We start from the raw sequence: 23842 nt of genomic DNA, 5'->3' as shown, positions 1-23842 counted from the left end.
AACAGGCCGGGCTGCAGGCCGCAGTCAGCAAAAAGGTCTAGCTTCGATGGGAGGGTCACGGCAGAGTTCCTGTACACCCTCGCACATCGTCCATCTCATTCACGCAAGGTCATGCCATTGGCTGGCAGCGGCAGCGCCGTTTTGTACCGCACCTGCTTGAGGGCGAAGCTGGAGCGGATGTTGGCTACCCCCGGCAAGCGGGTCAGGTAGTCGAGAAACCGCTCCAGCGCCTGGATACTCGGCAACAACACCCTTAGCAGATAATCCGGATCACCGGTCATCAGGTAGCACTCCATCACCTCGGGCCGCTCGGCGATCTCTTCCTCAAACCGATGCAGCGACTGCTCGACCTGCTTTTCCAGGCTGACATGGATGAACACATTAACGTCCAACCCCAGCACCTCAGGCGAGAGCAAGGTCACTTGCTGGCGAATCACGCCTAGCTCTTCCATGGCCTTGACCCGATTGAAGCACGGCGTCGGTGACAGGTTGACCGAGCGGGCCAGCTCGGCGTTGGTGATGCGGGCGTTTTCCTGCAGGCTGTTGAGAATGCCTATATCGGTCCGATCTAGTTTGCGCATGAGACAAAATCACCAGTTTTTTGTGTTTATGCGGAATGTTTATCTGGGCCTGCGCGCAAAGGCAATCAACAAGAGAGAAATATTCTCCTGCGCTCCCACTACCATGTAGTCAGCACTGACCTGCTGGTCACGAGCCGGCATTCAGTGGCGACCGCTTCAAAGCTCACAAAAACAATATTCGAGCGAGCGTAAACAGCATGAACGAGTACGCCCCCCTGCGTTTGCATGTGCCCGAGCCTACCGGCCGGCCAGGCTGCCAGACTGATTTTTCCTACCTGCGTCTGAACGATGCAGGCCAGGTGCGCAAGCCCCCCATCGATGTCGAGCCTGCCGAAACCGCAGACCTGTCCAACAGCCTGGTGCGCGTGCTCGATGAGCATGGCAACGCCGTTGGCCCATGGGCTGCCGACATCGACCCGCAGATCCTGCGTCAGGGTATGCGCGCCATGCTCAAGACGCGTATCTTCGACAGCCGCATGGTGGTTGCCCAGCGCCAGAAGAAGATGTCCTTCTATATGCAAAGCCTGGGCGAAGAAGCCATCGGCAGCGCTCAGGCGCTGGCGCTGAACCGCAGCGACATGTGCTTTCCGACCTACCGCCAGCAAAGCATCCTGATGGCCCGTGACGTGTCGCTGGTCGACATGATCTGCCAGCTGCTGTCCAACGAGCGCGACCCGCTCAAGGGCCGTCAGCTGCCGATCATGTACTCGGTGCGCGAGGCCGGCTTCTTCACCATCAGCGGCAACCTCGCCACCCAGTTCGTCCAGGCCGTCGGCTGGGCGATGGCCTCGGCGATCAAGGGCGATACCAAGATCGCCTCGGCCTGGATCGGCGACGGCGCTACCGCCGAGTCGGACTTCCACACTGCCCTGACCTTTGCCCACGTCTACCGTGCGCCGGTGATTCTCAACGTGGTCAACAACCAGTGGGCGATCTCGACCTTCCAGGCAATCGCCGGTGGTGAGTCGACCACCTTTGCCGGCCGTGGGGTTGGCTGCGGTATTGCCTCGCTGCGCGTCGACGGCAACGACTTCGTTGCGGTGTACGCCGCCTCGCGCTGGGCCGCTGAACGCGCCCGCCGTGGCCTTGGCCCAACCCTGATCGAATGGGTCACATACCGCGCGGGCCCACACTCGACCTCGGATGACCCTTCCAAGTACCGCCCTGCCGATGACTGGAGCCACTTCCCGCTGGGCGACCCGATCGCCCGCCTCAAGCAGCACATGATTCACATCGGCCAGTGGTCCGAAGAAGAGCATCAGGCGGTCACTGCCGAGTTCGAAGCCGAAGTGATCAAGGCACAGAAGCAAGCCGAACAGTACGGCACCATGAGCAATGGCCAGATCCCCAGTGCCGCCTCGATGTTCGAGGACGTGTACAAGGAAATGCCTGAGCACCTGCGCCGTCAGCGCCAAGAGCTGGGGGTCTGAACATGAACGATCACAACAACAGCATCGACCTGGAAACCGCCATGTCCACCACTACCATGACCATGATCCAGGCCTTGCGCTCGGCCATGGATGTGATGCTTGAGCGCGATGACAATGTGGTCATCTATGGCCAGGACGTCGGTTACTTCGGCGGTGTGTTCCGCTGCACTGAAGGCCTGCAGACCAAGTACGGCAAGTCGCGGGTGTTCGATGCGCCGATTTCCGAAAGCGGCATCGTCGGCACTGCCGTCGGCATGGGTGCCTATGGGCTGCGCCCGGTGGTGGAAATCCAGTTCGCCGATTACTTCTACCCCGCCTCCGACCAGATCGTCTCGGAGATGGCCCGCCTGCGCTATCGCTCGGCCGGTGAGTTCATCTCGCCGCTGACCCTGCGCATGCCCTGTGGCGGCGGCATTTATGGCGGCCAGACCCACAGCCAGAGCCCTGAGGCGATGTTCACCCAGGTTTGCGGGCTGCGCACGGTGATGCCGTCCAACCCCTATGACGCCAAGGGCCTGCTGATTGCCTCGATCGAATGCGACGACCCGGTGATCTTCCTCGAGCCCAAGCGCCTGTACAACGGCCCGTTCGACGGCCACCACGACCGCCCGGTGACACCATGGGCCAAGCACGCCCAGAGCGCAGTGCCGGACGGCTACTACAAAGTGCCGCTGGACAAGGCTGCGATCGTGCGGCCCGGCAACGATGTGACCGTGCTGACCTACGGCACCACCGTCTATGTCGCGCAAGTGGCTGCCGAAGAAACCGGTGTCGACGCCGAAGTCATCGACCTGCGCAGCCTGTGGCCGCTGGATCTGGACGCCATTGTCGACTCGGTGAAAAAAACCGGCCGCTGCGTGGTCGTGCACGAAGCCACGCGTACCTGCGGGTTTGGCGCCGAACTGGTCGCGCTGGTGCAAGAGCACTGCTTCCATCACCTCGAAGCGCCGATCGAACGCGTCACCGGCTGGGACACGCCCTACCCGCACGCGCAGGAATGGGCGTACTTCCCAGGCCCTTCGCGGGTCGGCGCGGCACTGAAAAAGGTCATGGAGGTCTGAATGGGTACGCACGTCATCAAGATGCCGGACATCGGCGAAGGCATCGCGCAGGTCGAGTTGGTTGAGTGGTTCGTCAAGGTCGGCGATGTGATTGCCGAAGACCAGGTAGTAGCGGATGTCATGACCGACAAGGCCACGGTGGAAATCCCCTCGCCGGTCAGCGGCACGGTAGTGGCCCTCGGCGGCCAGCCGGGTGAAGTCATGGCGGTCGGCAGCGAGCTGATCCGCATCGAAGTCGAAGGCAGCGGCAACCATGTCGATACGCCAGACAGCAAACCGGCCGCAGCAGCTGCGGCGCCTGCCGTCAGCACTGCACACACTGAAGCGCCAGCGCCAGTAGCTATCCCGGCCAGCGTCGCCAGCCAGCCTGCGGCGAGCAAGCCCAGCGCTGAAATCGTGCCACGCCAGGCCAACGAAAAACCACTGGCCTCCCCTGCCGTACGCAAGCGCGCGCTGGATGCCGGTATCGAATTACGTTATGTGCACGGCAGTGGCCCGGCCGGGCGTATTCAGCACGAAGACCTCGACAGCTTCATGAGCAAACCGCAGTCCGCTGCCGGCCAGGCGCCAAGTGGTTACAGCCGGCGTACCGACAGCGAACAGGTGCCGGTAATCGGCCTGCGCCGCAAGATTGCCCAGCGCATGCAGGACGCCAAGCGCCGCGTTGCCCACTTCAGCTACGTTGAAGAAATCGACGTGACCGCGCTGGAGGCCCTGCGCCAACAGCTCAATCGCAAGTACGGCGAGAGCCGCGGCAAACTCACTCTGCTGCCGTTGCTGGTGCGGGCGATGGTCGTCGCCCTGCGCGACTTCCCGCAGATCAACGCCACCTATGACGACGAAGCCCAGGTCATCACTCGCCATGGTGCGGTGCATGTCGGCATTGCCACCCAAGGCGACAATGGCTTGATGGTACCGGTACTGCGTCACGCCGAGGCCGGCAGCCTGTGGAGCAATGCCAGCGAGATCACCCGCCTGGCCCACGCGGCGCGCAACAACAAGGCCAGCCGTGACGAGCTGTCCGGCTCGACCATCACCCTTACCAGCCTTGGCGCACTGGGCGGCATTGTCAGCACGCCTGTAGTCAACACTCCGGAGGTAGCGATCGTCGGCGTCAACCGCATGGTCGAACGGCCGGGGGTGGTCGACGGCCAGATCGTCGTGCGCAAGATGATGAACCTGTCCAGCTCGTTCGATCACCGCGTGGTCGATGGCATGGACGCCGCTTTGTTCATTCAGGCCGTGCGCGGCCTGCTTGAGCAACCCGCCTGCCTGTTCGTGGAGTGAGCATGACTCAGACCCTCAACACCACCCTGCTGATCATCGGCGGCGGCCCTGGCGGTTATATCGCCGCGATCCGTGCAGGCCAGCTGGGCATCCCTACGGTATTGATTGAAGGCCAGGCCCTCGGCGGCACCTGTCTGAACGTCGGCTGCATCCCATCCAAGGCGCTGATCCATGTGGCCGAGCAGTTTCACCAGACCTGCCGCCACAGCGAGCACGCCGCGCTGGGCATCAGCGTGGCTACTCCGCAGTTGGACATCAGCCGCAGCGTTGCCTGGAAAGACGGCATTGTCGATCGCTTGACCAGCGGCGTGGCGGCTTTGCTGAAAAAGCATGGCGTGACCGTGATCCATGGCTGGGCGAAGGTCGTCGATGGCAAGAGCGTCGATGTCGATGGCCAGTTGATCCGCTGTGATCATCTGCTGCTGGCCACTGGCTCCAGCAGCGTCGACCTGCCGATGCTGCCGCTGGGTGGCGCGGTAATCTCGTCCACTGAAGCATTGGCGCCCAAGGCGCTGCCCAAGCACCTGGTGGTGGTGGGCGGCGGCTATATCGGCCTGGAACTGGGTATCGCCTATCGCAAGCTTGGCGTGCAGGTCAGCGTGGTCGAGGCGCGTGAGCGGATCTTGCCGACTTACGACGCCGAATTGACTGCACCGGTAGCCGAGTCGTTGAAAAAACTCGGCGTCGCCACATACCTGGGCCACAGCGTCGAAGGCTATGAGGGCGGCTCCTTGCAGGCGTGCACTGCCGACGGCCAGCAGCTAAAGCTGGAGGCTGATCAGATACTGGTCGCCGTCGGCCGTCGGCCACGCACGCGAGGCTTCAATCTGGAAAGTCTGGGGCTGAGCATGAACGGCGCTGCCGTGGCCATTGATGAGCGCTGCCAGACCAGCATGCGCAACGTCTGGGCGATCGGTGATGTGGCGGGTGAGCCGATGCTGGCGCACCGCGCCATGGCCCAGGGCGAAATGGTCGCTGAACTGATCGCCGGCCACGCGCGGCGCTTTGCGCCCACCGCAATTGCCGCGGTGTGCTTTACCGATCCGGAGCTGGTGGTAGTTGGGCAAACGCCTGAGCAAGCCAGCCAGCAAGGGCTGGACTGCATCGTTGCGCAGTTCCCGTTCGCCGCCAATGGTCGAGCCATGACCCTCGAATCCAAGACCGGCTTCGTGCGCGTGGTCGCGCGGCGCGACAACCATCTGATCGTGGGTTGGCAGGCAGTGGGCGTGGCTGTTTCAGAACTGTCGACGGCGTTTGCTCAGTCGCTGGAGATGGGCGCGCGGCTGGAGGACATTGCCGGCACCATCCATGCCCACCCAACCCTGGGCGAGGCGGTGCAGGAAGCCGCGTTGCGGGCCTTGGGGCAGGCATTGCATATCTAAAGGCAGAACCGGCGTGCACCGCGCTGCGCGGTGCATGCTTGGCTTTGGATCACAGTTTGAAGCGGACCTGGATAGTACTTTTGCCTTCCAGCCGATCAACCGAAATCGCGCTGTCGCCGTAACCCGAGTAACTCTTGACCAGGCGCATGCCCAACCCGGTGCCACTGGGTTTGGGAAAGGTCTCCGGGAAGCCGTCACCCTGGTCGGTCACGGTGATCAAGGCATGATCCTCAGCCTTGTGCAGGCTGACCTCGATTTTGCCCTTGCCGTACTTGAGCGCATTGGTGATCAGCTCGGACACCACCATCCCCAGCGGCGCCATTCTTTCTTGCGCCAGCACAAACGACGTAGCCTCCAACGAGATCTTGCGATCACCCAGCGCGCTGCCCAGATCACCCAGCAGCGCACCCAGATACTCAACCACATCGATGTCCTGGCTTTCTGTCGCCTGGTACAAGCGCTCGTGCACGCTGGCAATCGTCACCACGCGCCCAGCGGCAGTCTCCAGCTGGAGCTTGACCGCTTCGTCCGCGGTCAGGTTGGCCTGCAACATAAGCAAGGTGTTGACCAGGTGCAGGCTGTTTTTTACCCGGTGGTGAATCTCTTCAAGGAACAGGTCACTTTCGTCGAGCTTGGAGTTCTGCGCGGCGATCAGTGACAGCAGCTGGGCCTCATGGTGATGGCGCTCGGTGATGTCGCGGGACACCGCGATCAGCTTGCTGATCTCGCCATCCGCGCTGACGATCGGCGCCACGGTGACATCCCACCACCGGGGCTCATTGCTGGCAGTCGGGCAGAACGCTTCAAAGCGAGCGGATTCGCCGCTGCTGACCTTCTCGATAACGCTCAGCACAAGATCCTTGGACTCTTCTGGCCACAGCTGCGGCCAAGGCTTGCCTTTGACCTTGGCCAGGTCACCGACCTGCATCAGGCACATGCCGGCATCGTTCATGAACTCGATTTCGCCATCGGTCGACAGTACCTTCACGCAGTCCGGGCTGGCGTTGAGCATGCTCTCCGAATACGGATCGGGCAGCGCCTCGGCGTTACCTGCCGCCAGCCGCTCGACTGCCATCGACAGCACGTTGGCGATGCCTTCGAGAAAGACGATATCGCTCTCGATGAAATCATCACCGTCAGTGCTGTCGGCCTCAAGTACGCCGAACGGCGTCATCGCACCACGAATCGGCACGTTGATGGCACGTTCGATACCGTACTTCTTCAGCAGCTCAGGGGTACGGAAGCGGTGCTCCTGACCAAGGTGATTGGACAGCACCGGGCGGTAGGTGGCGATGGCATAACCCGCCGGGCTGGCGACATCACCACCCAGCGTCGCGTGACCGATATCGGCTTCGTCCCAGCCAACCCCGTGCGACAGCAGCAAGCCTTCACTGTCGGGCAGCGGCGTCAGCACCTTGGCAAAGCGCGTCTGCATGCCTTCGGCAACCACGACGCAGGCCTGGGTAAGCAACAGGTCAAGGTCACTCGCTTTGAGCGAGGCGACGCCAAACTCGACCACCAACTCATGCTGGCGATGAAGCCGCGCATGGGACCTCTGCAATGCCGCACGAATGGTCTCGTCGGCAGGAGATTGCTGCATTGTGATGTCTTCCACAGAGTAGTGAATAAGCGTGCCCAGCGCAGTAATCCCGATCGGTTGGGATCAAGTTGGGCGTTGCAGCATGGAAATGGTCGAGAATTTCCGAGAATCTAGCATGAAAGTGCCGGGTCGGGCGGGAAATGTCTGGATTGGCCGACGGCGGTACGTGGTCGGTTGCTGCGCGAGGAGATGGTGTCCCAGGACCGGTTCGAACGGCCTACCCGCCATCAGCCATTGCTTGGCTCAACGGGTGGCTAACCCTCAGCCTCTGGTGACTCTTCAATTGCCGCACGCCTTGCGGCAAGCACGCCTTGGGCGGCCTCCTCGATGCAGTCGAAGATCGACTCCGGCACTCTGTGGAGGTACTGCTTACGCCGGTTGTTCGAGACAACCCCGCCATTTGTCAGGCACATCATCACCAAGGCCGCGAGATCACTGCCACGAACGTCGAATTGCTCATCTACCGCCTTGTAAACGGTGTCATAGCTCTCCAGGAATGCAGTTTCTTCGCGCAGTTCTACTTCAAGCGCACGTTTGGCCATCTGACAGGTAAACACCACGCTCGGTGTCGCGTCCCAATAGCGGTACACTGCGTCCGAGCCTTGGAACTCAAACCCGTACTGTTCGAAATCGATCCAATTGACCTGCCAGAACTCCCGGACCGGCCTGGAGAACGCCTGCAGCGTCTCCAGGTACATACGTTCCTCCCTCTTCATCGCTACCGATACCGGTAAGAGCAGCCCGTAATTCAGGGCTCCGCTTTGGCAGAGAGCGTGATGAATCAAGAATCGAGACAATCGCCCGTTGCCATCCATGAAAGGGTGAATGAACACGAAGCCGAAAGAGATGATGCTCGCGGCAACCAAAGGATCGACCTGCTGGGGCGCTGTATTGGCGAAACGCATCAAGCCTTCCATCAAGTCACGGCACAGATCCGGTGGCGGCGGGACATAGCTAACGCCTGCCGCCCCTTGCAGCCCGTTGGCCAAGTGGTTCTGCTCATGACGAAACGCTGCCGCCAGATCAAACGGGTTCGAGACGGTGGCGTTCTGCAATTGGACCAGATAGTCCTCGGTCAGCGGCAGCCGCTCATGCGCTTGGCGCATGAGCTGGATAAAGCGCCGGGCCTTTTGCTCGGTGGGCGCTTCTTCAGCCCGCTGAACGCATGGATTATTTCCTTCAATACACGTGGGCTCGCCGATATTTTCTTCAGCGCGCGACGAAAATTTTCAGATTTCGCCAGTATCACGATTTTTTCTGAAGTTTCCAGCGCGGCGCTACGGCGGCAGTTTCTTTCATGTGGGCTGCCTTCCAGACGATTTTTTCACTGATGCGTAGAAATCCTCATTTAGTCGCTATCGCGTGAAATTTTTGCACTGATCGCCATTACGCGCTGATTCAGGCTGCGACGTTACCCTTCCCAAGATTCCCTGCGCGGAAACATTTCAGGATTGATCGGCGTCGACGCGCTTCAGTTACAAATGGACAGGCGAGGGCTAATGTGAAGGACTAAACAGAAATCGCTGCCGAGAAAGCTAGAGAAAATTAAGCCTATTGGCTGAATATTGGTGTCCCAGGGCCGGTTCGAACGGCCAACCTTCCCCTTAGGAGGGGGATGCTCTATCCAATTGAGCTACTGGGACCAGTGTCACCGGCGAGCGCCGATGAGCGTGACGGCGAGCATGTTAACCAGCGCCAGACCGTTTGTCATGCCCGATTCAGGCTTTTGCTGCGTAAGACTTGTCACAGTGGAGTCAGGCGCGCAGTAAGCCCTCGGCCTGCAGCAAGGCAAACAGGCTGGTGACCGATTGCTCCAGCGTGTGCGAGTTGTCCAACACATGCACGTTGTCGGCGTCGATCACCTGCAGTTCGGCGCTGCGTTGCAAACGCTGCTCGATGGCTTGCGGGGTCTCTCGGCCACGCGCCAGCAGACGCTGACGCAATACCGCCGCATTTACTTCGAGGCGGATTGCCAACAGGTCCGGGTAACGCCGCCGCGCTTCGGCCAGGTAGGCCCGCGAACCATTCACCAGAACATGCTTGCCGGCTTGCAGCGACTGATCAATCTGCGCCGGAATGCCATATGCCAGAGCATTTGCCTGCCAATACATGGCAAAATGCCCCTCTGCGCGCATCTGCTCGAATTGCTCAGGGCTGACACCCTGCGCGGCCTCGCCCTGTGCTTCGGGCGAGCGGGTAATGACGCGGCGGGCAACCATGATGCCGTGCTCGGTCAATTTCGCCCGGGACGCGTCGATCAGGGAATCTTTTCCTGATCCGGAGGGTCCAACGATGAATATCAGCCTACCTACTGTCGATGGACTGCCGCTTGCGTCATATTGCATAGCCACTATGCTCACTGTTAGGGACCGAGCGCATTCTAGGTGTTTTCCCTGCCCTTTTCCGACTGTTACCAGATTTTGACGGCAAAGGTCTGACGTTCAGTAGATCCGACAAACGCTAGACTTTTCAAACCAGTGCTCATTTCTGATAATTGGTACTGGCAAAAAGCCTTTATGCGGATCACTATTTGTCACAGAATTGACGCCAAGGAAACGGCAGATTTGAGGCAAGATGAACGCCAAAAATACACGACGGTTGAACATTTTGCCGTCGCGACGGTCAGATTTCCACCGCGCGGCATTTGACAACCGCTTCCCCTGAACCAGTAAACCGGTCAATTTATATGCGCCCATTGAAACAGGCTATTTATTCAAGCCGCACCGCTGACAAGTTTGTCGTTCGTCTGCCAGACGGGATGCGTGAGCGCATTGCCGAGGTAGCCCGCAACCATCACCGCAGCATGAACTCCGAGATCATTGCCCGCCTGGAACAGAGCCTTATCCAGGAAGGTGCACTGGGCGACGAGCTGAGCATGCGCCTGGACAGCCCTGAGCTGAGCCTGCACGAGCGAGAGCTGCTGCAACGCTTCCGCCAGCTCTCCCACCGCCAACAAAACGCTCTGGTAGCCTTGATCGCCCACGATGTGGAAATGGCCGCCGACGCGTCCTGATCAAACCGCCAGAAACAACAAAGCCAGCGCAAGCTGGCTTTGTTGTTTCTGGCTGCCGGCGCCCCTCAAGCAGGCGCCGGCAGTGGTTTTACATCAGGAATATCGTGGCCAGGCCAAGGAAGATGAAGAAGCCGCCACTGTCTGTCACTGCCGTGATCATCACGCTGGCACCCATTGCCGGGTCACGGCCAAGGCGCACCAGGGTCATCGGGATCAATACCCCCATCAGCGCCGCCAACAGCAGGTTCAGAGTCATTGCCCCGGTCATCACCAGGCCCAGCGACCAGCTGCCATAGAGCAGGTACGCCACTACCCCGATCACACCACCCCAGACCAGGCCGTTGATCAAGGAAACCGCCAGCTCCTTGCGCATCAATCGCGAGGTGTTGCCCGGGCTGACCTGGTCCAGCGCCATGGCGCGGACGATCATGGTGATGGTCTGGTTGCCCGAGTTGCCGCCGATACCAGCAACGATCGGCATCAATGCCGCCAAGGCCACCAGCTTCTCGATCGAGCCTTCGAACAGGCCAATTACGCGAGAGGCAAGAAACGCGGTAATCAGGTTGATCGCCAGCCATGCCCAACGGTTGCGCAGCGAGCGCCAGACCGAGGCGAAAATGTCTTCTTCTTCGCGCAGACCGGCCATGTTGAGGACTTCGCTTTCGCTTTCCTCACGGATCAGGTCGACCATCTCGTCGATGGTCAGACGGCCGATCAGGCGATCGCTCTTGTCGACTACAGGGGCAGATACCAGGTCGTAACGCTCGAACGCTTGCGCGGCGTCGTAGGCGTCGTCGTCAGGGTGGAAACTGACCGGGTCGGTGGCCATGACCTCAGCCACCTGCTTGTCCGGATCATTGACCAGCAGGCGCTTGATCGGCAACACGCCCTTGAGCATGCCATCGGAGTCGACCACGAACAGTTTGTCGGTGTGGCCTGGCAACTCCTTGAGCCGGCGCAGGTAACGCAGTACCACTTCCAGGCTGACGTCTTCGCGGATGGTGACCATCTCGAAGTCCATCAGTGCACCGACCTGATCCTCGTCGTAGCTCAGCGCCGAGCGGACCCGCTCGCGCTGCTGGGCGTCGAGGGTTTCCATCAGCTCGTGGACAACGTCACGCGGCAGCTCGGGAGCCAGGTCAGCGAGTTCGTCGGCGTCCATTTCCTTGGCAGCGGCCAGCAGCTCGTGATCGTCCATGTCGGCGATCAGGGTCTGGCGGACGGCGTCGGATACTTCCAGGAGGATGTCGCCGTCACGATCGGAGCGCACCAACTGCCAGACCGTCAGGCGGTCGTCGAGCGGCAGTGCTTCGAGAATGTAGGCGATGTCGGCAGGGTGCAGGTCATCGAGCTTGCGTTGCAGCTCGACCAGGTTCTGGCGGTGGACGAGGCTCTCCACCAGGGTATTGTGCTGCCCCTCCTGACGGTGGGTCAGGTCTTCAACAACACGCTGACGCTGCAGCAGGTCGATCACCTGGGCCAGGCGATCCTGCAGGCTGTCTTGGCTTTTCTTTACTTCGACTTCGGTCATAGGCGAACTCCACTCCCAGCAGCGGAGCACGCCGGGGAGATCAATCGATCAGATCTATTTTGGCAAATCGGATTAAGGGGTAACTACTGGGTAAGTCCATGGTGGTATTCCACAAGCCCCGGCGGGGCTGACGGGCGCAATCATACACTGCAAGAGCTGTCGGATTGCTTAAATTTTTGGTCAGAACAATCGTTTACGCGATTATCTTATGACAACGCGCAAAGCTATCAGTGCGACGGTGGGCGTCAGAGAAAAAGCACATAGGTGCAGGGCCTGTCGCATGGGCGCCCTACTCGCACAGTCTAGTCCGGCTTACTGACAATTCGGTGAATTGCAGACAACAAAAAGCCCGCTATAAAAGCGGGCCTCTTGATGAAGATGGTGGACTCAGCAGGATTCGAACCTGCGACCGCTCGGTTCGTAGCCGAGTACTCTATCCAGCTGAGCTATGAGTCCAAGTTGGTAGTTTTAGACCAGGTTACCACTGGTTGAAACAAGGTGCCTGTGCAAGCACAACCACCGTGCTATATGGTGGACTCAGCAGGATTCGAACCTGCGACCGCTCGGTTCGTAGCCGAGTACTCTATCCAGCTGAGCTATGAGTCCAGTTGGTAGTTTTAGACCAGATTACCACTGGTTGAACAATCCGGCTCTGCAAGCAAAACCTTCATGTTGTATGGTGGACTCAGCAGGATTCGAACCTGCGACCGCTCGGTTCGTAGCCGAGTACTCTATCCAGCTGAGCTATGAGTCCATGTCTTGCCGCGCATTATAGATCGCTTTACCGATTTGCCAAGCACTTTTTCGTTTAATTTCAACGACTTAGTGATCTTGGCCAGTTGAAGCGCCCTAAGCGAATAATGGCGGTGAAGGGGGGATTCGAACCCCCGATACCCTTATGAGGTATACTCCCTTAGCAGGGGAGCGCCTTCGGCCACTCGGCCACCTCACCGCAACACGGGGCGTACTATAACCAGAGCCCTCCCCGTTTGCAAACCCTTTTTTAAAAAAAATCTGATAAAAATTAAAGGGTTGGTTCTTCGTCCTTCTCTTTCTTGATTCGCAGGTAGATTTCTTCGCGGTGAACCGCGACTTCCTTGGGCGCGCTAACGCCAATTCGTACCTGGTTGCCTTTGACACCCAGCACCGTAATGGTGATCTCACCGTCACCAATGATCAGGCTCTCGGCGCACCGACGAGTCAGAATCAACATAGCTTTCTCCTTACGCAGTTCAATCAGGGACAACAGTCTGAGGTAGCGCGCTGGCTGCGGGACGCACAGTCAGCGTGTGTGGCTGCCAGAGAGGACAGGACAGGGCCTATCCGGCGGCCGGAAACGCGAAGGGCGCGGCAAGCCGCGCCCTCCTCCTGGCTACGCGTTACTCGCCTTGGCGGGCAGGCGCATCCAGCTCGAAGGCGGTGTGCAGGGCGCGCACGGCCAGTTCGAGGTACTTCTCTTCGATTACCACCGAAACCTTGATTTCGGACGTGGAGATCATCTGGATGTTGATGGTCTCCTTGGCCAGCGCTTCGAACATGCGGCTGGCAACGCCGGCGTGCGAGCGCATGCCGACGCCGACGATCGATACCTTGGCAATCTTGGTGTCGCCGATCACTTCACGCGCGCCGATTTCGCGCGCAGTGTTTTCCAGCACCTTGTGCGCCGCTTCGTACTCGTTGCGGTGCACGGTGAAGGTGAAATCGGTGGTGTTATCGTGGGCAACGTTCTGCACGATCATGTCGACTTCGATGTTCGAAGCGCTGATCGGGCCGAGGATCTTGAAGGCAACGCCTGGGGTATCCGGCACGCCACGAATGGTCAGCTTGGCTTCATCACGGTTGAAGGCGATACCGGAAATGATCGGCTGTTCCATGGATTCCTCTTCATCAATGGTAATGAGGGTACCTGGACCCTCTTTGAAACTGTGCAGCACGCGCAACGGGACGTTGTACTTGCCGGCGAATTCGACAGAGCGGATCTGCAGCACCTTGGAACCGAGGCTGGCCATTTCCAGCATCTCTTCGAAGGTGATCTTCTCCAGACGGCGCGCCTGCGGTACCACCCGCGGGTCGGTGGTGTAGACACCATCGACGTCGGTGTAGATCTGGCACTCGTCTGCCTTCAGCGCAGCCGCCAGGGCCACACCAGTGGTGTCTGAGCCGCCACGGCCGAGGGTGGTGATGCTGCCGTTCTCGTCGACGCCCTGGAAGCCCGCCACGACAACCACACGGCCGGCCTTGAGGTCGGCGCGAATCTTCTGGTCGTCGATCTGCAGGATGCGCGCCTTGTTGTGTGCGCTGTCGGTGAGAATGCGCACCTGGTTGCCGGTGTAGGACACCGCTGGCACGCCGCGCTTGATCAAGGCCATGGCCAGCAGGGCAATGGTCACCTGCTCGCCAGTCGACACGATCACGTCCAGTTCACGCGGAACCGGCTTGTCGCTAATCTGCTTGGCCAGGTCCAGCAAGCGGTTGGTCTCCCCGCTCATGGCCGACAGGACCACGACCAGGTCATCGCCTGCCTCGCGGAATTTCTTGACCTTGTCGGCAACCTGCTCGATCCGCTCGATGGATCCGACAGAGGTGCCGCCAAATTTCTGTACGATCAACGCCATTTCAAAGCTGCCTCTGCCCGTGATGGGCACCCAATAAACAATCCAACCTGAAACGGCCCGCTATCGCTAGCGGGCCGTTTCATCTCAAAGCCGCTGTTCGGCGAACGGCACAGCAAGGGCCAGGGCACTGTCCAGTGCAGCGACGTCGACGCCGCCACCCTGGGCCATGTCCGGACGACCACCGCCTTTACCGCCAACCGCTGCAGCGGCCTGCTTCATCAGATCGCCGGCCTTGAGTTGGCCGGAGAGGTCTTTGGTCACGCCAGCCACCAGCACGACCTTGCCCTCATGCTCACTGCCCAGCAGGATCACTGCGTGGCCGAGCTTGTTCTTCAATTGATCGACCAGCGCCAGCAGAGCCTTGCCATCCTGCCCATCAAGGCGGGCGGCGAGGACCTTGGCGCCTTTGACCTCAACGGCTGCATTGGAGAGATCGTCTCCGGCAGCGCTGGCGGCCTTGGCCTGCAGCTGTTCAAGCTGTTTTTCCAGCTGACGGTTGCGCTCGAGCACCGCCGCCAGCTTGTCGATCAGGTTGTCACGGTTACCCTTGACCAGTTGCGCAGCTTCCTTGACCTGCTCTTCAGCAGTGTTCAGGTAGGCCAGCGCCGCAGCCCCGGTGATCGCTTCGATACGGCGCACGCCAGAGGCCACGCCGCCTTCGCTGATGATCTTGAACAGGCTGATGTCGCCGGTGCGCTTGGCATGGATGCCACCGCACAGCTCCACCGAAAAATCACCGCCCATGCTCAACACGCGCACGCTGTCGCCGTATTTTTCGCCGAACAACGCCATTGCACCTTTGCGCTTGGCGGTTTCGATATCAGTCTCTTCGGTTTGCACTTCGGAGTTCTTGCGCACTTCGCGGTTGACGATGTCTTCCAGCGCCTTGAGCTGCTCAGGCTTGACCGCCTCGAAGTGGCTGAAGTCAAAGCGCAGGCGCTGGCTGTCGACCAGCGAGCCTTTCTGCTGGACGTGATCACCGAGCACCTGGCGCAGCGCCGCGTGCAGCAGGTGAGTCGCGGAGTGGTTCAGCGAGGTGGCGTGCTGCACTTCGGCATCCACCTGCGCTTCAACCTCGGCGCCTACGCGCAGCGCGCCGCTGGCGACTACACCGTGGTGCAGGAATGCACCGGCGGTCTTGGTGGTATCACGCACATCGAAGCGCACGTCGGCGGCCTGCAGGTAGCCGGCATCGCCGATCTGGCCGCCGGACTCGGCGTAGAACGGCGTGCGATCAAGCACCACCACGCCTTCGTCGCCTTCATGCAGTTGCTCGACAGCCTGGCCGTCCTTGTACAGCGCGACGACCTTGGCCCGGGCCGTGGTCGCCTTGTATCCGAGGAACTCGGTAGCGACATCAACCTTGACCAGGCTGTTGTAGTCCATGCCAAAGGCGCTGGCGGAGCGGGCGCGCTCGCGCTGGGCTTCCATCTCGCGCTCGAAACCGGCTTCGTCGATGGTCAGCTCACGCTCACGGGCGATGTCGGCAGTCAGGTCCATCGGGAAGCCATAGGTGTCATACAGCTTGAACACCACGTCACCCGGAACGGTAGTGCCCTGCAGCTGGGCCAGGTCCTGCTCGAGGATGCGCAGGCCCTGCTCGAGGGTCTTGGCGAACTGCTCTTCTTCGCTTTTGAGCACGCGCTCGATGTGCGCCTGCTGGCTGCTCAACTCAGGGAAGGCCTGGCCCATCTCGGCAACCAGGGCGGCGACGATCTGGTAGAAGAAGCTGCCCTTGGCACCGAGCTTGTTGCCGTGACGGCAAGCACGGCGAATGATCCGGCGCAGCACGTAGCCACGGCCTTCGTTGGACGGCAGCACGCCATCGGCGATGAGGAAACCGCACGAACGAATGTGGTCGGCGACGACTTTCAGCGATGGCTGGCCGTCATTGCTGCAACCGATGGCCTGGGCCGCGGCTACCAGCAGGTTCTGGAACAGGTCGATCTCGTAGTTCGAGTGCACATGCTGCATCACCGCACTGATCCGCTCCAGGCCCATGCCGGTATCCACCGACGGCGCTGGCAGCGGGTGCAGGACGCCATCGGCGGTGCGGTTGAACTGCATGAAGACGTTGTTCCAGATCTCGATGTAGCGGTCGCCGTCTTCTTCTGGCGAGCCGGGTGGACCGCCCCAGATATCGGCGCCGTGGTCAAAGAAGATCTCGGTGCACGGGCCGCACGGGCCGGTGTCGCCCATGGTCCAGAAGTTGTCCGAAGCGTAAGGCGCGCCCTTGTTGTCGCCAATGCGCACCATGCGCTCGGCTGGCACGCCGATTTCCTTGGTCCAGATATCGTAGGCTTCGTCATCGCTGGCATAGACCGTGACCCAGAGTTTTTCCTGGGGCAGGTTCAGCCACTGCGGCGAAGTCAGGAAGGTCCAGGCGTAGGTGATCGCGTCACGCTTGAAGTAGTCACCGAAGCTGAAGTTGCCCAGCATTTCGAAGAAGGTGTGGTGACGCGCGGTGTACCCGACGTTTTCCAGGTCGTTGTGCTTGCCGCCGGCGCGGACGCACTTCTGGCTGCTGGCGGCGCGGGTGTAGGCGCGCTTCTCCTGGCCAAGGAAGCAGTCCTTGAACTGGTTCATGCCGGCATTGGTGAACAGCAGGGTCGGGTCGTTGCCCGGGATCAGGGAGCTGGAGGCAACACGGGTGTGGCCCTGCTCCTCGAAGAAGCGAAGGAAGGCTTCACGGATTTCTGCGCTTTTCATAGGTTCTTCCACGGAAACGGCGGCCGTTAAGGCAAACACGTCGAAACGACGGCAAAGGGCCGCATTATATCGGTCCTGCAAGCTGGATGCAGTGTGTTTATGCGCCCTGAAAGGTCGTTTGCAGGCAATTTCAGGTCAGCACGGCTAAAAACTTGAAGGGGATGCTAAGGCGAGGGTTTGGCCGCTGGCAAGCCAATTACCGCTGGGGCAGGGAAAATCAGCCGGGATGCGTTGATCGAGGCTGGCCGCGCAGCGCACAGCCAGCGACAAATGGTACGGATCAGCTCAGGCGCTGCCCCGAATCAGGCACGATCAGAATGCCCGCACGCAGGCCGTTGCGCACCTTGGGGTTGGGGAAAATGATCCGCGCGCCCTCCTCCTCGACGATCCAGCGGGTTTCAGCCAGATCTTCTGCAAGCAGGTAGCCCTTGCTCAGCTCGGAGAAGTTTTCGATGTCATCCGGCAGGTGCAGGTGGAAGTGGTCGCTGTGCTTGATGATCTCGCGAGCCACGCTGAACAGCTGCAAGCCGTTCAAGCTGTCATCGCCCGTGGGCTCCTCGCCTTCGATGATCTGCACCAGGCGCTTGTGCAGGCGATCAAGGTTGACCTCTTCGTTCTGCCCAAATGGGCGCGCCTTGCCCAGTTCGAGGGTAAACGCCTCGGCCTCGAGCTGCTCGTAGGTGAAGGCACTAAAGGTGATCGAGGTCTTGCTCTGCAGCAACACCGCCTGCATCCCGGCCTGGCTCAGGCGCGCCAGTTCACGCCGCGAGTGCTGCCGGCCATCCTTGTACGGATACAAGGCGAACTGCTCGATCTTGGAACCGCGGATCGCGGTGTGCAGGTCGTAATGCAGGCGATTGCGCCCTGCGCTACCGAAAAAGGTCCGCGCGTACTGCTCCAGCTCGGCGGCCCGCAGCGCTTCGAAACCGCTCGACGATTCGTACCGGCCATTGAACAGACGGTTCAGGTCCTGCTCGATATAGCGCTGGCCGGCGCGCATCGCCAGGGGGCTGCCGAACAGAAACAGTATCCGCGCCTGCGGCACGATCTCGCCCCTGGCGATGCCCTGCAGCAGCTGATCGAGCAACTCGATCGGCGCGGTCTCGTTACCGTGGATACCCGCCGACAGCAGCAGGTGCAAGGTACCGTCTTCCACCTTCGGCGGCGTCACTTCCAGCGCGCCCTCCCCCAGCCAGCGCAGGCGCAGGCCTGCTGATGTCGATTGAGTCTTCTCGCCCGGCTCACGGCCGCCAAGCGTCAGGTCAAGCAGTTTGCCGAGGGCGAGCATAGGCACATCCTTAGTGGTGGTGACCGCAATCCGGGCCGTGCACGTGGCCATCCTCATCGTCGTCGCCCAGCTCCGCCGGCTCCATCTCCAGCTGCAGGCTGACCAGGTTGGTGGCCATCGGGCGCAGCAGCAGGTTGGCGAACTCGGCATCGCCTTCAGCGACATCCACACCGATCAGCAGTTGGCCGCGGCCGTCCTGCTGAATCCAGACTTCCTTGCCCTGCCAGAGGATTGCAAAGCGCGTGCAGGAGGTTTCCAGCTGGGTGCCATCAGTATCTTCAAGGATCAACTGCAGGGCGTCAGACATTTACTTAATTCTCTCTTCAGGGTTGGCGTTGGAACGGATAGACCGAGCCCAGCTTGAGCAGCTGGGTCAGGTCATCCATGGCCGTACGGCATTCGTTGAGCAGTTGTGGGTCGGCCAGGTCGCTGTCGCTCATGCGATCGCGATAGTGCCGATCGACCCACTGGATAAGGCTGTCGTACAGCGGCGCCGACATGATAACCCCTGGATTGACCGCCGCCAGCTCGGATTCTTTCAAGGCCACGCGCAGACGCAGGCACGCCGGGCCGCCGCCGTTCTGCATGCTCTGCTTGAGATCGAACACCTTGACCTCCTTGACCGGGCCACCCTGGCTGGTCAACTGGCTCAGGTAGTCCCAGACCCGCGGGTTGTTGCGGCACTCTTCTGGCACCACCAGCAGCATCGAGCCGTCTTCGCGTGACAGCAGCTGGCTGTTGAACAGGTAGGAACGCACCGCGTCCTCCACTGCCACCGCCGCCCGTGGCACGCAGATGCCCTGGAACCTGCCGCCCTTGCTGGCCAGTTTGGCCTGCAGCTGAGCAAGCACCGCATCGGTCTCGAGGAAGGCATCCTCGTGGTAGAACAGCACTTCGCCGTTACCTACCGAAATCACGTCGTTATGGAACACGCCCTGGTCGATCACCGCTGGATTCTGTTGAGCGTAGACCACCCCGTCAGCGCTGAGGCCGTGCAAGCGAGCGACGGCCTGCGAAGCTTCCAGGGTCTGGCGTGCCGGGTACTTCTGCGGCGCCGGGTAGCGGCTGTCGAAGGCACTGCGGCCGTAGACAAAAAACTCCACACCAGGCTCGCCATAGCTGCGGCAGAAGCGCGTGTGGTTGGCTGCGCCTTCATCACCAAACTGGGCCACCGCCGGCAGCGCCTGGTGGTGGGCGAATACCTGCTCATCGGCGAACATCGCCGCCAGTACGCGGCTGGTGGTCGGGTGCTCGATGCTGCGGTGGTACTTGCAGTTGAGGTTGGCGGCAGTGAAATGCACGCGGCCATCGGCGGTGTCGGCGCTCGGGCTGACCGTGGCCGCGTTGGCTACCCACATGCTCGAGGCCGAGCAACTGGCGACCAGCAACGGCATGGCCTCCTGGGCGGCGCGGCGGATCACCTCGGCGTCACTGCCGCTGAAGCCGAGCCGGCGCAGGGCAGCAACGTCCGGGCGCTCCTGCGGGGCGAGCACGCCCTGCTTGAAGCCCATGTCGCTCAGCGCCTTCATCTTGGCCAGGCCCTGACGCGCCGCTTCACGCGGGTTGGAGCACTGTTGGCTGTTGCTCTGCGAGGCCACGTTGCCGTACGACAGGCCGCCGTAGTTGTGGGTCGGCCCTACCAGGCCATCAAAATTCACTTCATAGGATTTCATCGGCAAGGCTCCGAGACCATTTGTTATAGGGTGACGCCCGGCGTCAATGTCGCCGGCAAGGCGAGGCTGGCGGTCTCCAGCGATGCCACGGGGTAAGCGCAGTAGTCGGCTGCGTAGTAAGCGCTGGCGCGGTGGTTGCCGCTGGCGCCGACGCCACCGAATGGCGCACTGCTGGCGGCACCGGTGAGCTGCTTGTTCCAGTTGACGATACCGGCGCGGCTACGCAGCCAGAAGTGCTGGTAGCGCGCATGCGAATCGGACAACAAACCGGCGGCCAAGCCGTATTGAGTGGCGTTGGCCTGGTCGATCGCGCTGTCGAAGTCGGCGTAACGAATGACCTGCAGCAACGGCCCGAAGAATTCTTCGTCTGGGCGTTCTGCAACGCCTGTGACGTCGATGATGCCAGGCGTCAGCAGCGCTGCGCTTGCTTGCGGCTGAGTCATCGCCAGCAGTGCCAGCGCACCCTTGCCGATCAGCGCTTGTTGAGCATCAAGCAGGGCCTGGGCTGCCGCCAGGGAAATCACCGACCCCATGAACGGCGCCGGTTGCTGGTCATAGGCGCCAACCGTGATGCTGCGGCAGACCTCGACCAGCCGCGCCAGCAGGCTGTCACCCCAGGCGCCCTCGGGCACCAGCAAGCGACGCGCACAGGTGCAGCGCTGACCAGCAGAAATGAACGCCGACTGAATGATGGTGTAGACGGCCGCGTCGAGGTCCTTGACCTGATCGACCACCAACGGATTGTTGCCGCCCATTTCCAGCGCCAGAATCTTCTCCGGGCGCCCGGCAAATTGCTGGTGCAACAAGTTGCCGGTGCGGCTGGAGCCGGTGAAGAACAAACCGTCGATACCGGTATCGGCAGCCAGCGCCACGCCAGTCTCGCGGGCGCCCTGAACCAGATTGAGCACGCCCGCAGGCAAACCCGCCGCGATCCAGCATTTGACCGTCAGCTCGGCCACTCTCGGGGTCAGCTCGCTGGGCTTGAACACCACGCAGTTGCCAGCCAGCAGCGCCGGCACGATATGCCCGTTGGGCAAGTGGCCGGGGAAGTTGTACGGGCCGAACACCGCCACTACGCCATGGGGCTTGTGCCGCAGCACGGCAGTCGCATCGCCGAGCGGGCCGCTTTTTTCACCGGTGCGTTCACGATAGCTCTGCACCGAAATCGCCACCTTGTTGACCATGCTGGTGACTTCGGTGGCCGACTCCCACAACGGTTTACCGGTTTCTTCACCGATGCAGCGGGCCAGTTCGTCAGCATTGGCCTTGAGCTGCTCGGCGAAGGCTTCCAGCACCGCGATGCGTGCCTCCAGGCTGAGCAGAGCCCAGGCCGGAAAAGCTTGGCGAGCTGCGGCTACTGCATCTGCAACCTGGCCAGCAGCAGCGCCCTGCCCTGCCCAGACGACCGCCTGGGTGACCGGGTTCAGCGACTGCAGCGCCTCACCCTGGCCGGCCTGCCATTGCCCTGCGATGTAATGGGTTGTCATCACTGCGCCTCCCGGCTGGCGGACAAGGTGACTGCGCGCACGTGGTCACCCACGCCCAGGCGCAGGCGTTTCGCCGTCAGCGCGTCAACCACCAGCGTGCCGGCCGCCAGCCGTGCTGGCGCTGCGGTGATGCGGCAGTCTTCACGTTTGCGGTTGTGGATCAGGTACGGCGTGGCATCTTCGCCCGGGGTGCCAATTGCCAGCACTAGGTTCTGACTTTCGCGCACAGCACGGATCTTTGCCGTGTCGCATTCGATTGCCGGGCCTGCATCGAAGATGTCGACGTAGCCCTGGTAGTTGAAGCCTTCGCGCTCGAGCATGGCCAGCGCCGGCTCGGTGTCGGTGTGCACCCGGCCGACCACACTGCGCGCAGCCTCGGAAAGGAAGCAGGTGTACAGCGGGAACTTGGGCATCAATTCGGCGATGAAGGCCTTGTTGCCCACGCCAGTCAGATAGTCTGCCTGGCTGAACTCCATCTTGAAGAAGTGCCGGCCCAGCGACTCCCAGAACGGCGAACGGCCTGCGGCGTCAGAGATACCGCGCATTTCGGCGATGACCTTCTTGCCGAACAGCTCAGGAAACTCGGCGATGAACAGCATGCGCGCCTTCGACAGCAAGCGACCGTTGAGGCCATTGCGGTGATCACTGCGCAGGAACAACGAACACAACTCGGAGTTGCCGGTGAGGTCGTTGGCCAGGAACAGTGTCGGGATCTCGCGGTAGATATTCAGCTCCTGCGAAGCGCTCACCGTCAGGCCGACCCGGTAGTTGTACCAGGGCTCACGCAGGCCGACGGCGCCGGCGATGGCACTGATGCCGACCACCAGGCCTTCATCGTTTTCCAGCACGAACAGGTAATCGGTGTCGGCCCGCCCGGCTTCACCGGTGAAGCTCTTTTCAGCCCAGCGCACGCGCTGAGCCAGCCGCTCTTCGTTGGCCGGCAAGGTGGTCAGGCCAGTGGTACCGGCGCTGCGCGCCATTTCGATGAGCGCGGGTAAATCGCTGCTGCGTACGGGACGAACGATCATGCTATCTCCTTGAGCGGCGGTCTGTGCCGGCCGCAAGACGGGTGCGGGTCGCGGGCGCTGGCGCTACGGCCAGGCCAGTCACACAGCGACCAGGCGCACGCTGGCACCTTCACCGACGCCCAGGGCATCGGCCGCTTCACTACTCAGGCTGACCGGCTTGCCCGGCACCCAGTCCAGTTCCAGCAACACGGCGCGGTAATCCTGCAGCTGGCCATTGCAGACCAGATAGGCGCGACCACCCTTGACCGCGGCATCGTCGAGCTTGACCGGGACCACTCGGCTCTGGCTGATCGAACGAATCCCCGAGGCACGTGCGTGCAGGGTCGGGCCACCGTCGAAGATGTCGATGTAATGCTCGGTCTCGAAACCTTCGCGCATGAGGATATCGAAGGTGATCTGCGCCCGCGGATGCACCTGGCCCATCGCCTCCTGGGCGTGGTCCGGAAGCAGCGGCACATAGATCGGGTAATGCGGCATCAGCTCGGCGAGGAAGGTCCGGCTCTTCAACCCGCACAGGCGCTCGGCGTCGGAATAGTTCAGGTCGAAGAAATTACGCCCGATCGAATCCCAGAACGGCGACTCACCCTGCTCGTCGCTGTAGCCGACGATCTCGGTAACCACCGAGTCGGCAAAGCGCTCCGGGTGGGCGGCCATGAACAGCAGGCGGCCGCGCGAATTGAGTTCGGCAAAGCCGCTGGCAACCAACTCCGGCAACACGTAGAAGCTGGTCAGCAGGCTGTTGCCGGTGAGGTCGTGGCACAGCGACAGGACGTGGATCTTGTTGTGGATCTTCAGCTCGCGCGAAGCATGCACAAAGGTCTCGTTGCGGAAGCTGTAGAACGGCTCCGAGTAGCCCGCCGAGGCAACGATGGCCGAGCAGCCGGCCAGCTTGCCGGTGCTGGTGTCTTCGAGCACGAAGAAGTAGCTCTCTTCGCCATTGAAGCTAACCTCGGCGGCAAACGAGGTTTCCGATGCGGCAATCTTGTCGCCCAGACGCGCAGCGTCATCAGGCAGCGAAGTGACACCAACCGGGCTGTCCGCAGCCATGCGCTGCACTTCATTCAGGTCAGCCATTTGCGCGGGGCGCATTACCAGCATGGTGTCACTCCTTTCGGGAATACAGGCCGCACAGCGTGGTGCGGCAAAACGGCGGGTGC

Annotated in this window: 19 protein-coding genes, 5 tRNA genes and 1 pseudogene; 6 read left to right on the top strand and 19 right to left on the bottom strand. The window is 61.3% G+C overall.

Going from position 1 to position 23842, the window contains the following annotated elements; translation table 11 throughout:
- Window positions 1–95 precede the first annotated feature (95 nt).
- Window positions 96–581, bottom strand: coding sequence for a Bkd operon transcriptional regulator BkdR (gene bkdR, locus ACQZ2L_RS16955; protein ID WP_054891915.1), 486 nt, complete (start codon window positions 579–581; stop codon window positions 96–98).
- Window positions 582–778: 197 nt separating this feature from the next.
- Here bkdR and ACQZ2L_RS16950 point away from each other — a divergent pair, with 197 nt between their 5' ends.
- Genes ACQZ2L_RS16950 through lpdA form a run of 4 tightly spaced genes read left to right on the top strand, consistent with a single transcriptional unit; the run spans window position 779 to window position 5741 of the window.
- A complete protein-coding gene (locus tag ACQZ2L_RS16950) occupies window positions 779–2011 on the top strand; it encodes a 3-methyl-2-oxobutanoate dehydrogenase (2-methylpropanoyl-transferring) subunit alpha (RefSeq protein ID WP_103436616.1) in 1233 nt (410 codons plus the stop codon).
- Between the two features lie 2 nt (window positions 2012–2013).
- The gene (locus ACQZ2L_RS16945) at window positions 2014–3072 is read left to right on the top strand and encodes an alpha-ketoacid dehydrogenase subunit beta (RefSeq protein WP_101317744.1); all 1059 of its coding nucleotides are present in this window, start codon (window positions 2014–2016) and stop codon (window positions 3070–3072) included.
- Window positions 3073–4359, top strand: a complete 1287-nt coding sequence (locus ACQZ2L_RS16940) for a dihydrolipoamide acetyltransferase family protein (RefSeq protein WP_430327058.1) — start codon at window positions 3073–3075, stop codon at window positions 4357–4359. It abuts the gene before it with no gap.
- A 2-nt stretch (window positions 4360–4361) separates the two neighbouring features.
- Window positions 4362–5741, top strand: a complete 1380-nt coding sequence (gene lpdA, locus ACQZ2L_RS16935; RefSeq protein WP_430327057.1) for a dihydrolipoyl dehydrogenase — start codon at window positions 4362–4364, stop codon at window positions 5739–5741.
- Between the two features lie 49 nt (window positions 5742–5790).
- On the opposite strand, the gene ACQZ2L_RS16930 is transcribed toward lpdA, so the two are convergent.
- Both ACQZ2L_RS16930 and ACQZ2L_RS16925 read right to left on the bottom strand, forming a co-directional pair.
- Complete coding sequence (locus tag ACQZ2L_RS16930; RefSeq protein ID WP_430327056.1) at window positions 5791–7341, bottom strand: sensor histidine kinase; 1551 nt, start codon at window positions 7339–7341, stop codon at window positions 5791–5793.
- A gap of 254 nt (window positions 7342–7595) precedes the next feature.
- Window positions 7596–8489: pseudogene (locus ACQZ2L_RS16925) on the bottom strand (Fic family protein); the annotation flags it as partial.
- Here ACQZ2L_RS16925 and ACQZ2L_RS16920 point away from each other — a divergent pair.
- Window positions 8433–8672 carry a hypothetical protein gene (locus ACQZ2L_RS16920; protein WP_430327055.1) on the top strand — a complete coding sequence of 80 codons (240 nt, stop codon included), beginning with the start codon at window positions 8433–8435 and terminating at the stop codon, window positions 8670–8672. The pseudogene ACQZ2L_RS16925 and the gene ACQZ2L_RS16920 overlap by 57 nt on opposite strands.
- Before the next feature lie 235 nt (window positions 8673–8907).
- On the opposite strand, the gene ACQZ2L_RS16915 is transcribed toward ACQZ2L_RS16920, so the two are convergent.
- Both ACQZ2L_RS16915 and phnN read right to left on the bottom strand, forming a co-directional pair.
- Window positions 8908–8984 (bottom strand) — tRNA-Arg (locus ACQZ2L_RS16915).
- Between the two features lie 111 nt (window positions 8985–9095).
- A complete protein-coding gene (gene phnN, locus ACQZ2L_RS16910) occupies window positions 9096–9686 on the bottom strand; it encodes a phosphonate metabolism protein/1,5-bisphosphokinase (PRPP-forming) PhnN (protein ID WP_430327054.1) in 591 nt (196 codons plus the stop codon).
- A 341-nt stretch (window positions 9687–10027) separates the two neighbouring features.
- Between phnN and ACQZ2L_RS16905 the strand changes: the two genes are divergently transcribed.
- Window positions 10028–10354: an Arc family DNA-binding protein gene (locus tag ACQZ2L_RS16905; protein ID WP_033699552.1), complete on the top strand. Its 327-nt coding sequence runs from the start codon at window positions 10028–10030 to the stop codon at window positions 10352–10354.
- 88 nt (window positions 10355–10442) lie between these two features.
- Here the strand turns inward: ACQZ2L_RS16905 and mgtE are convergent, their stop codons facing one another.
- The 14 genes from mgtE to aruF form a co-directional block, all read right to left on the bottom strand.
- The gene (gene mgtE / locus ACQZ2L_RS16900) at window positions 10443–11885 is read right to left on the bottom strand and encodes a magnesium transporter (RefSeq protein ID WP_186698583.1); all 1443 of its coding nucleotides are present in this window, start codon (window positions 11883–11885) and stop codon (window positions 10443–10445) included.
- A 379-nt stretch (window positions 11886–12264) separates the two neighbouring features.
- Window positions 12265–12341 (bottom strand) — tRNA-Arg (locus ACQZ2L_RS16895).
- A 73-nt stretch (window positions 12342–12414) separates the two neighbouring features.
- Window positions 12415–12491: transfer RNA gene (locus tag ACQZ2L_RS16890), tRNA-Arg, on the bottom strand.
- Between the two features lie 71 nt (window positions 12492–12562).
- Window positions 12563–12639 (bottom strand) — tRNA-Arg (locus ACQZ2L_RS16885).
- A 107-nt stretch (window positions 12640–12746) separates the two neighbouring features.
- Window positions 12747–12837 (bottom strand) — tRNA-Ser (locus tag ACQZ2L_RS16880).
- Window positions 12838–12909: 72 nt separating this feature from the next.
- Window positions 12910–13098: a carbon storage regulator CsrA gene (gene csrA, locus ACQZ2L_RS16875; protein WP_314875928.1), complete on the bottom strand. Its 189-nt coding sequence runs from the start codon at window positions 13096–13098 to the stop codon at window positions 12910–12912.
- A 166-nt stretch (window positions 13099–13264) separates the two neighbouring features.
- Complete coding sequence (locus ACQZ2L_RS16870) at window positions 13265–14500, bottom strand: aspartate kinase (RefSeq protein WP_101317730.1); 1236 nt, start codon at window positions 14498–14500, stop codon at window positions 13265–13267.
- Window positions 14501–14584: 84 nt separating this feature from the next.
- Window positions 14585–17209 carry an alanine--tRNA ligase gene (gene alaS, locus ACQZ2L_RS16865; protein ID WP_430327053.1) on the bottom strand — a complete coding sequence of 875 codons (2625 nt, stop codon included), beginning with the start codon at window positions 17207–17209 and terminating at the stop codon, window positions 14585–14587.
- Window positions 17210–17489: 280 nt separating this feature from the next.
- Window positions 17490–18497 (bottom strand): succinylglutamate desuccinylase, encoded by a 1008-nt coding sequence (gene astE / locus ACQZ2L_RS16860; protein WP_430327052.1) that lies wholly within the window; start codon window positions 18495–18497, stop codon window positions 17490–17492.
- 10 nt (window positions 18498–18507) lie between these two features.
- The gene (locus tag ACQZ2L_RS16855) at window positions 18508–18804 is read right to left on the bottom strand and encodes a topoisomerase II (protein WP_430327051.1); all 297 of its coding nucleotides are present in this window, start codon (window positions 18802–18804) and stop codon (window positions 18508–18510) included.
- 16 nt (window positions 18805–18820) lie between these two features.
- Entirely contained in the window at window positions 18821–20170 is a 1350-nt protein-coding gene (gene astB / locus ACQZ2L_RS16850; protein WP_430327050.1) for an N-succinylarginine dihydrolase, read from the bottom strand.
- Window positions 20171–20193: 23 nt separating this feature from the next.
- Window positions 20194–21660 (bottom strand): succinylglutamate-semialdehyde dehydrogenase, encoded by a 1467-nt coding sequence (gene astD, locus ACQZ2L_RS16845; RefSeq protein ID WP_430327049.1) that lies wholly within the window; start codon window positions 21658–21660, stop codon window positions 20194–20196.
- Window positions 21657–22685, bottom strand: coding sequence for an arginine N-succinyltransferase (astA, locus tag ACQZ2L_RS16840; RefSeq protein WP_430327048.1), 1029 nt, complete (start codon window positions 22683–22685; stop codon window positions 21657–21659). The genes astD and astA overlap by 4 nt, the downstream gene beginning before the upstream one ends.
- Before the next feature lie 78 nt (window positions 22686–22763).
- Complete coding sequence (aruF, locus tag ACQZ2L_RS16835) at window positions 22764–23783, bottom strand: arginine/ornithine succinyltransferase subunit alpha (RefSeq protein WP_430327047.1); 1020 nt, start codon at window positions 23781–23783, stop codon at window positions 22764–22766.
- Window positions 23784–23842 lie beyond the last annotated feature (59 nt).

This window comes from Pseudomonas shirazensis (genome assembly GCF_050496565.1).
GTDB classification, from domain to species: Bacteria; Pseudomonadota; Gammaproteobacteria; order Pseudomonadales; family Pseudomonadaceae; genus Aquipseudomonas; species Aquipseudomonas shirazensis_A.
The sequence above is the reverse complement of the archived record's forward strand: the minus strand, read 5'-3'. Positions and strand labels throughout refer to the sequence as shown.

Excerpts from the sequence above, each read along its gene's own strand:
- bkdR (WP_054891915.1), bottom strand. The coding sequence starts at position 581 with ATGCGCAAACTAGATCGGACCGATATAGGCATTCTCAACAGCCTGCAG.
- ACQZ2L_RS16940 (WP_430327058.1), top strand. The coding sequence starts at position 3,073 with ATGGGTACGCACGTCATCAAGATGCCGGACATCGGCGAAGGCATCGCG.
- ACQZ2L_RS16930 (WP_430327056.1), bottom strand. The coding sequence starts at position 7,341 with ATGCAGCAATCTCCTGCCGACGAGACCATTCGTGCGGCATTGCAGAGG.
- aruF (WP_430327047.1), bottom strand. The coding sequence starts at position 23,783 with ATGCTGGTAATGCGCCCCGCGCAAATGGCTGACCTGAATGAAGTGCAG.
- alaS (WP_430327053.1), bottom strand. The coding sequence starts at position 17,209 with ATGAAAAGCGCAGAAATCCGTGAAGCCTTCCTTCGCTTCTTCGAGGAG.
- ACQZ2L_RS16905 (WP_033699552.1), top strand. The coding sequence starts at position 10,028 with ATGCGCCCATTGAAACAGGCTATTTATTCAAGCCGCACCGCTGACAAG.
- astE (WP_430327052.1), bottom strand. The coding sequence starts at position 18,497 with ATGCTCGCCCTCGGCAAACTGCTTGACCTGACGCTTGGCGGCCGTGAG.
- ACQZ2L_RS16950 (WP_103436616.1), top strand. The coding sequence starts at position 779 with ATGAACGAGTACGCCCCCCTGCGTTTGCATGTGCCCGAGCCTACCGGC.
- lpdA (WP_430327057.1), top strand. The coding sequence starts at position 4,362 with ATGACTCAGACCCTCAACACCACCCTGCTGATCATCGGCGGCGGCCCT.
- ACQZ2L_RS16945 (WP_101317744.1), top strand. The coding sequence starts at position 2,014 with ATGAACGATCACAACAACAGCATCGACCTGGAAACCGCCATGTCCACC.
- mgtE (WP_186698583.1), bottom strand. The coding sequence starts at position 11,885 with ATGACCGAAGTCGAAGTAAAGAAAAGCCAAGACAGCCTGCAGGATCGC.
- ACQZ2L_RS16920 (WP_430327055.1), top strand. The coding sequence starts at position 8,433 with ATGCGCTTGGCGCATGAGCTGGATAAAGCGCCGGGCCTTTTGCTCGGT.
- astA (WP_430327048.1), bottom strand. The coding sequence starts at position 22,685 with ATGATCGTTCGTCCCGTACGCAGCAGCGATTTACCCGCGCTCATCGAA.
- ACQZ2L_RS16870 (WP_101317730.1), bottom strand. The coding sequence starts at position 14,500 with ATGGCGTTGATCGTACAGAAATTTGGCGGCACCTCTGTCGGATCCATC.
- ACQZ2L_RS16855 (WP_430327051.1), bottom strand. The coding sequence starts at position 18,804 with ATGTCTGACGCCCTGCAGTTGATCCTTGAAGATACTGATGGCACCCAG.
- phnN (WP_430327054.1), bottom strand. The coding sequence starts at position 9,686 with ATGCAATATGACGCAAGCGGCAGTCCATCGACAGTAGGTAGGCTGATA.
- astB (WP_430327050.1), bottom strand. The coding sequence starts at position 20,170 with ATGAAATCCTATGAAGTGAATTTTGATGGCCTGGTAGGGCCGACCCAC.
- csrA (WP_314875928.1), bottom strand. The coding sequence starts at position 13,098 with ATGTTGATTCTGACTCGTCGGTGCGCCGAGAGCCTGATCATTGGTGAC.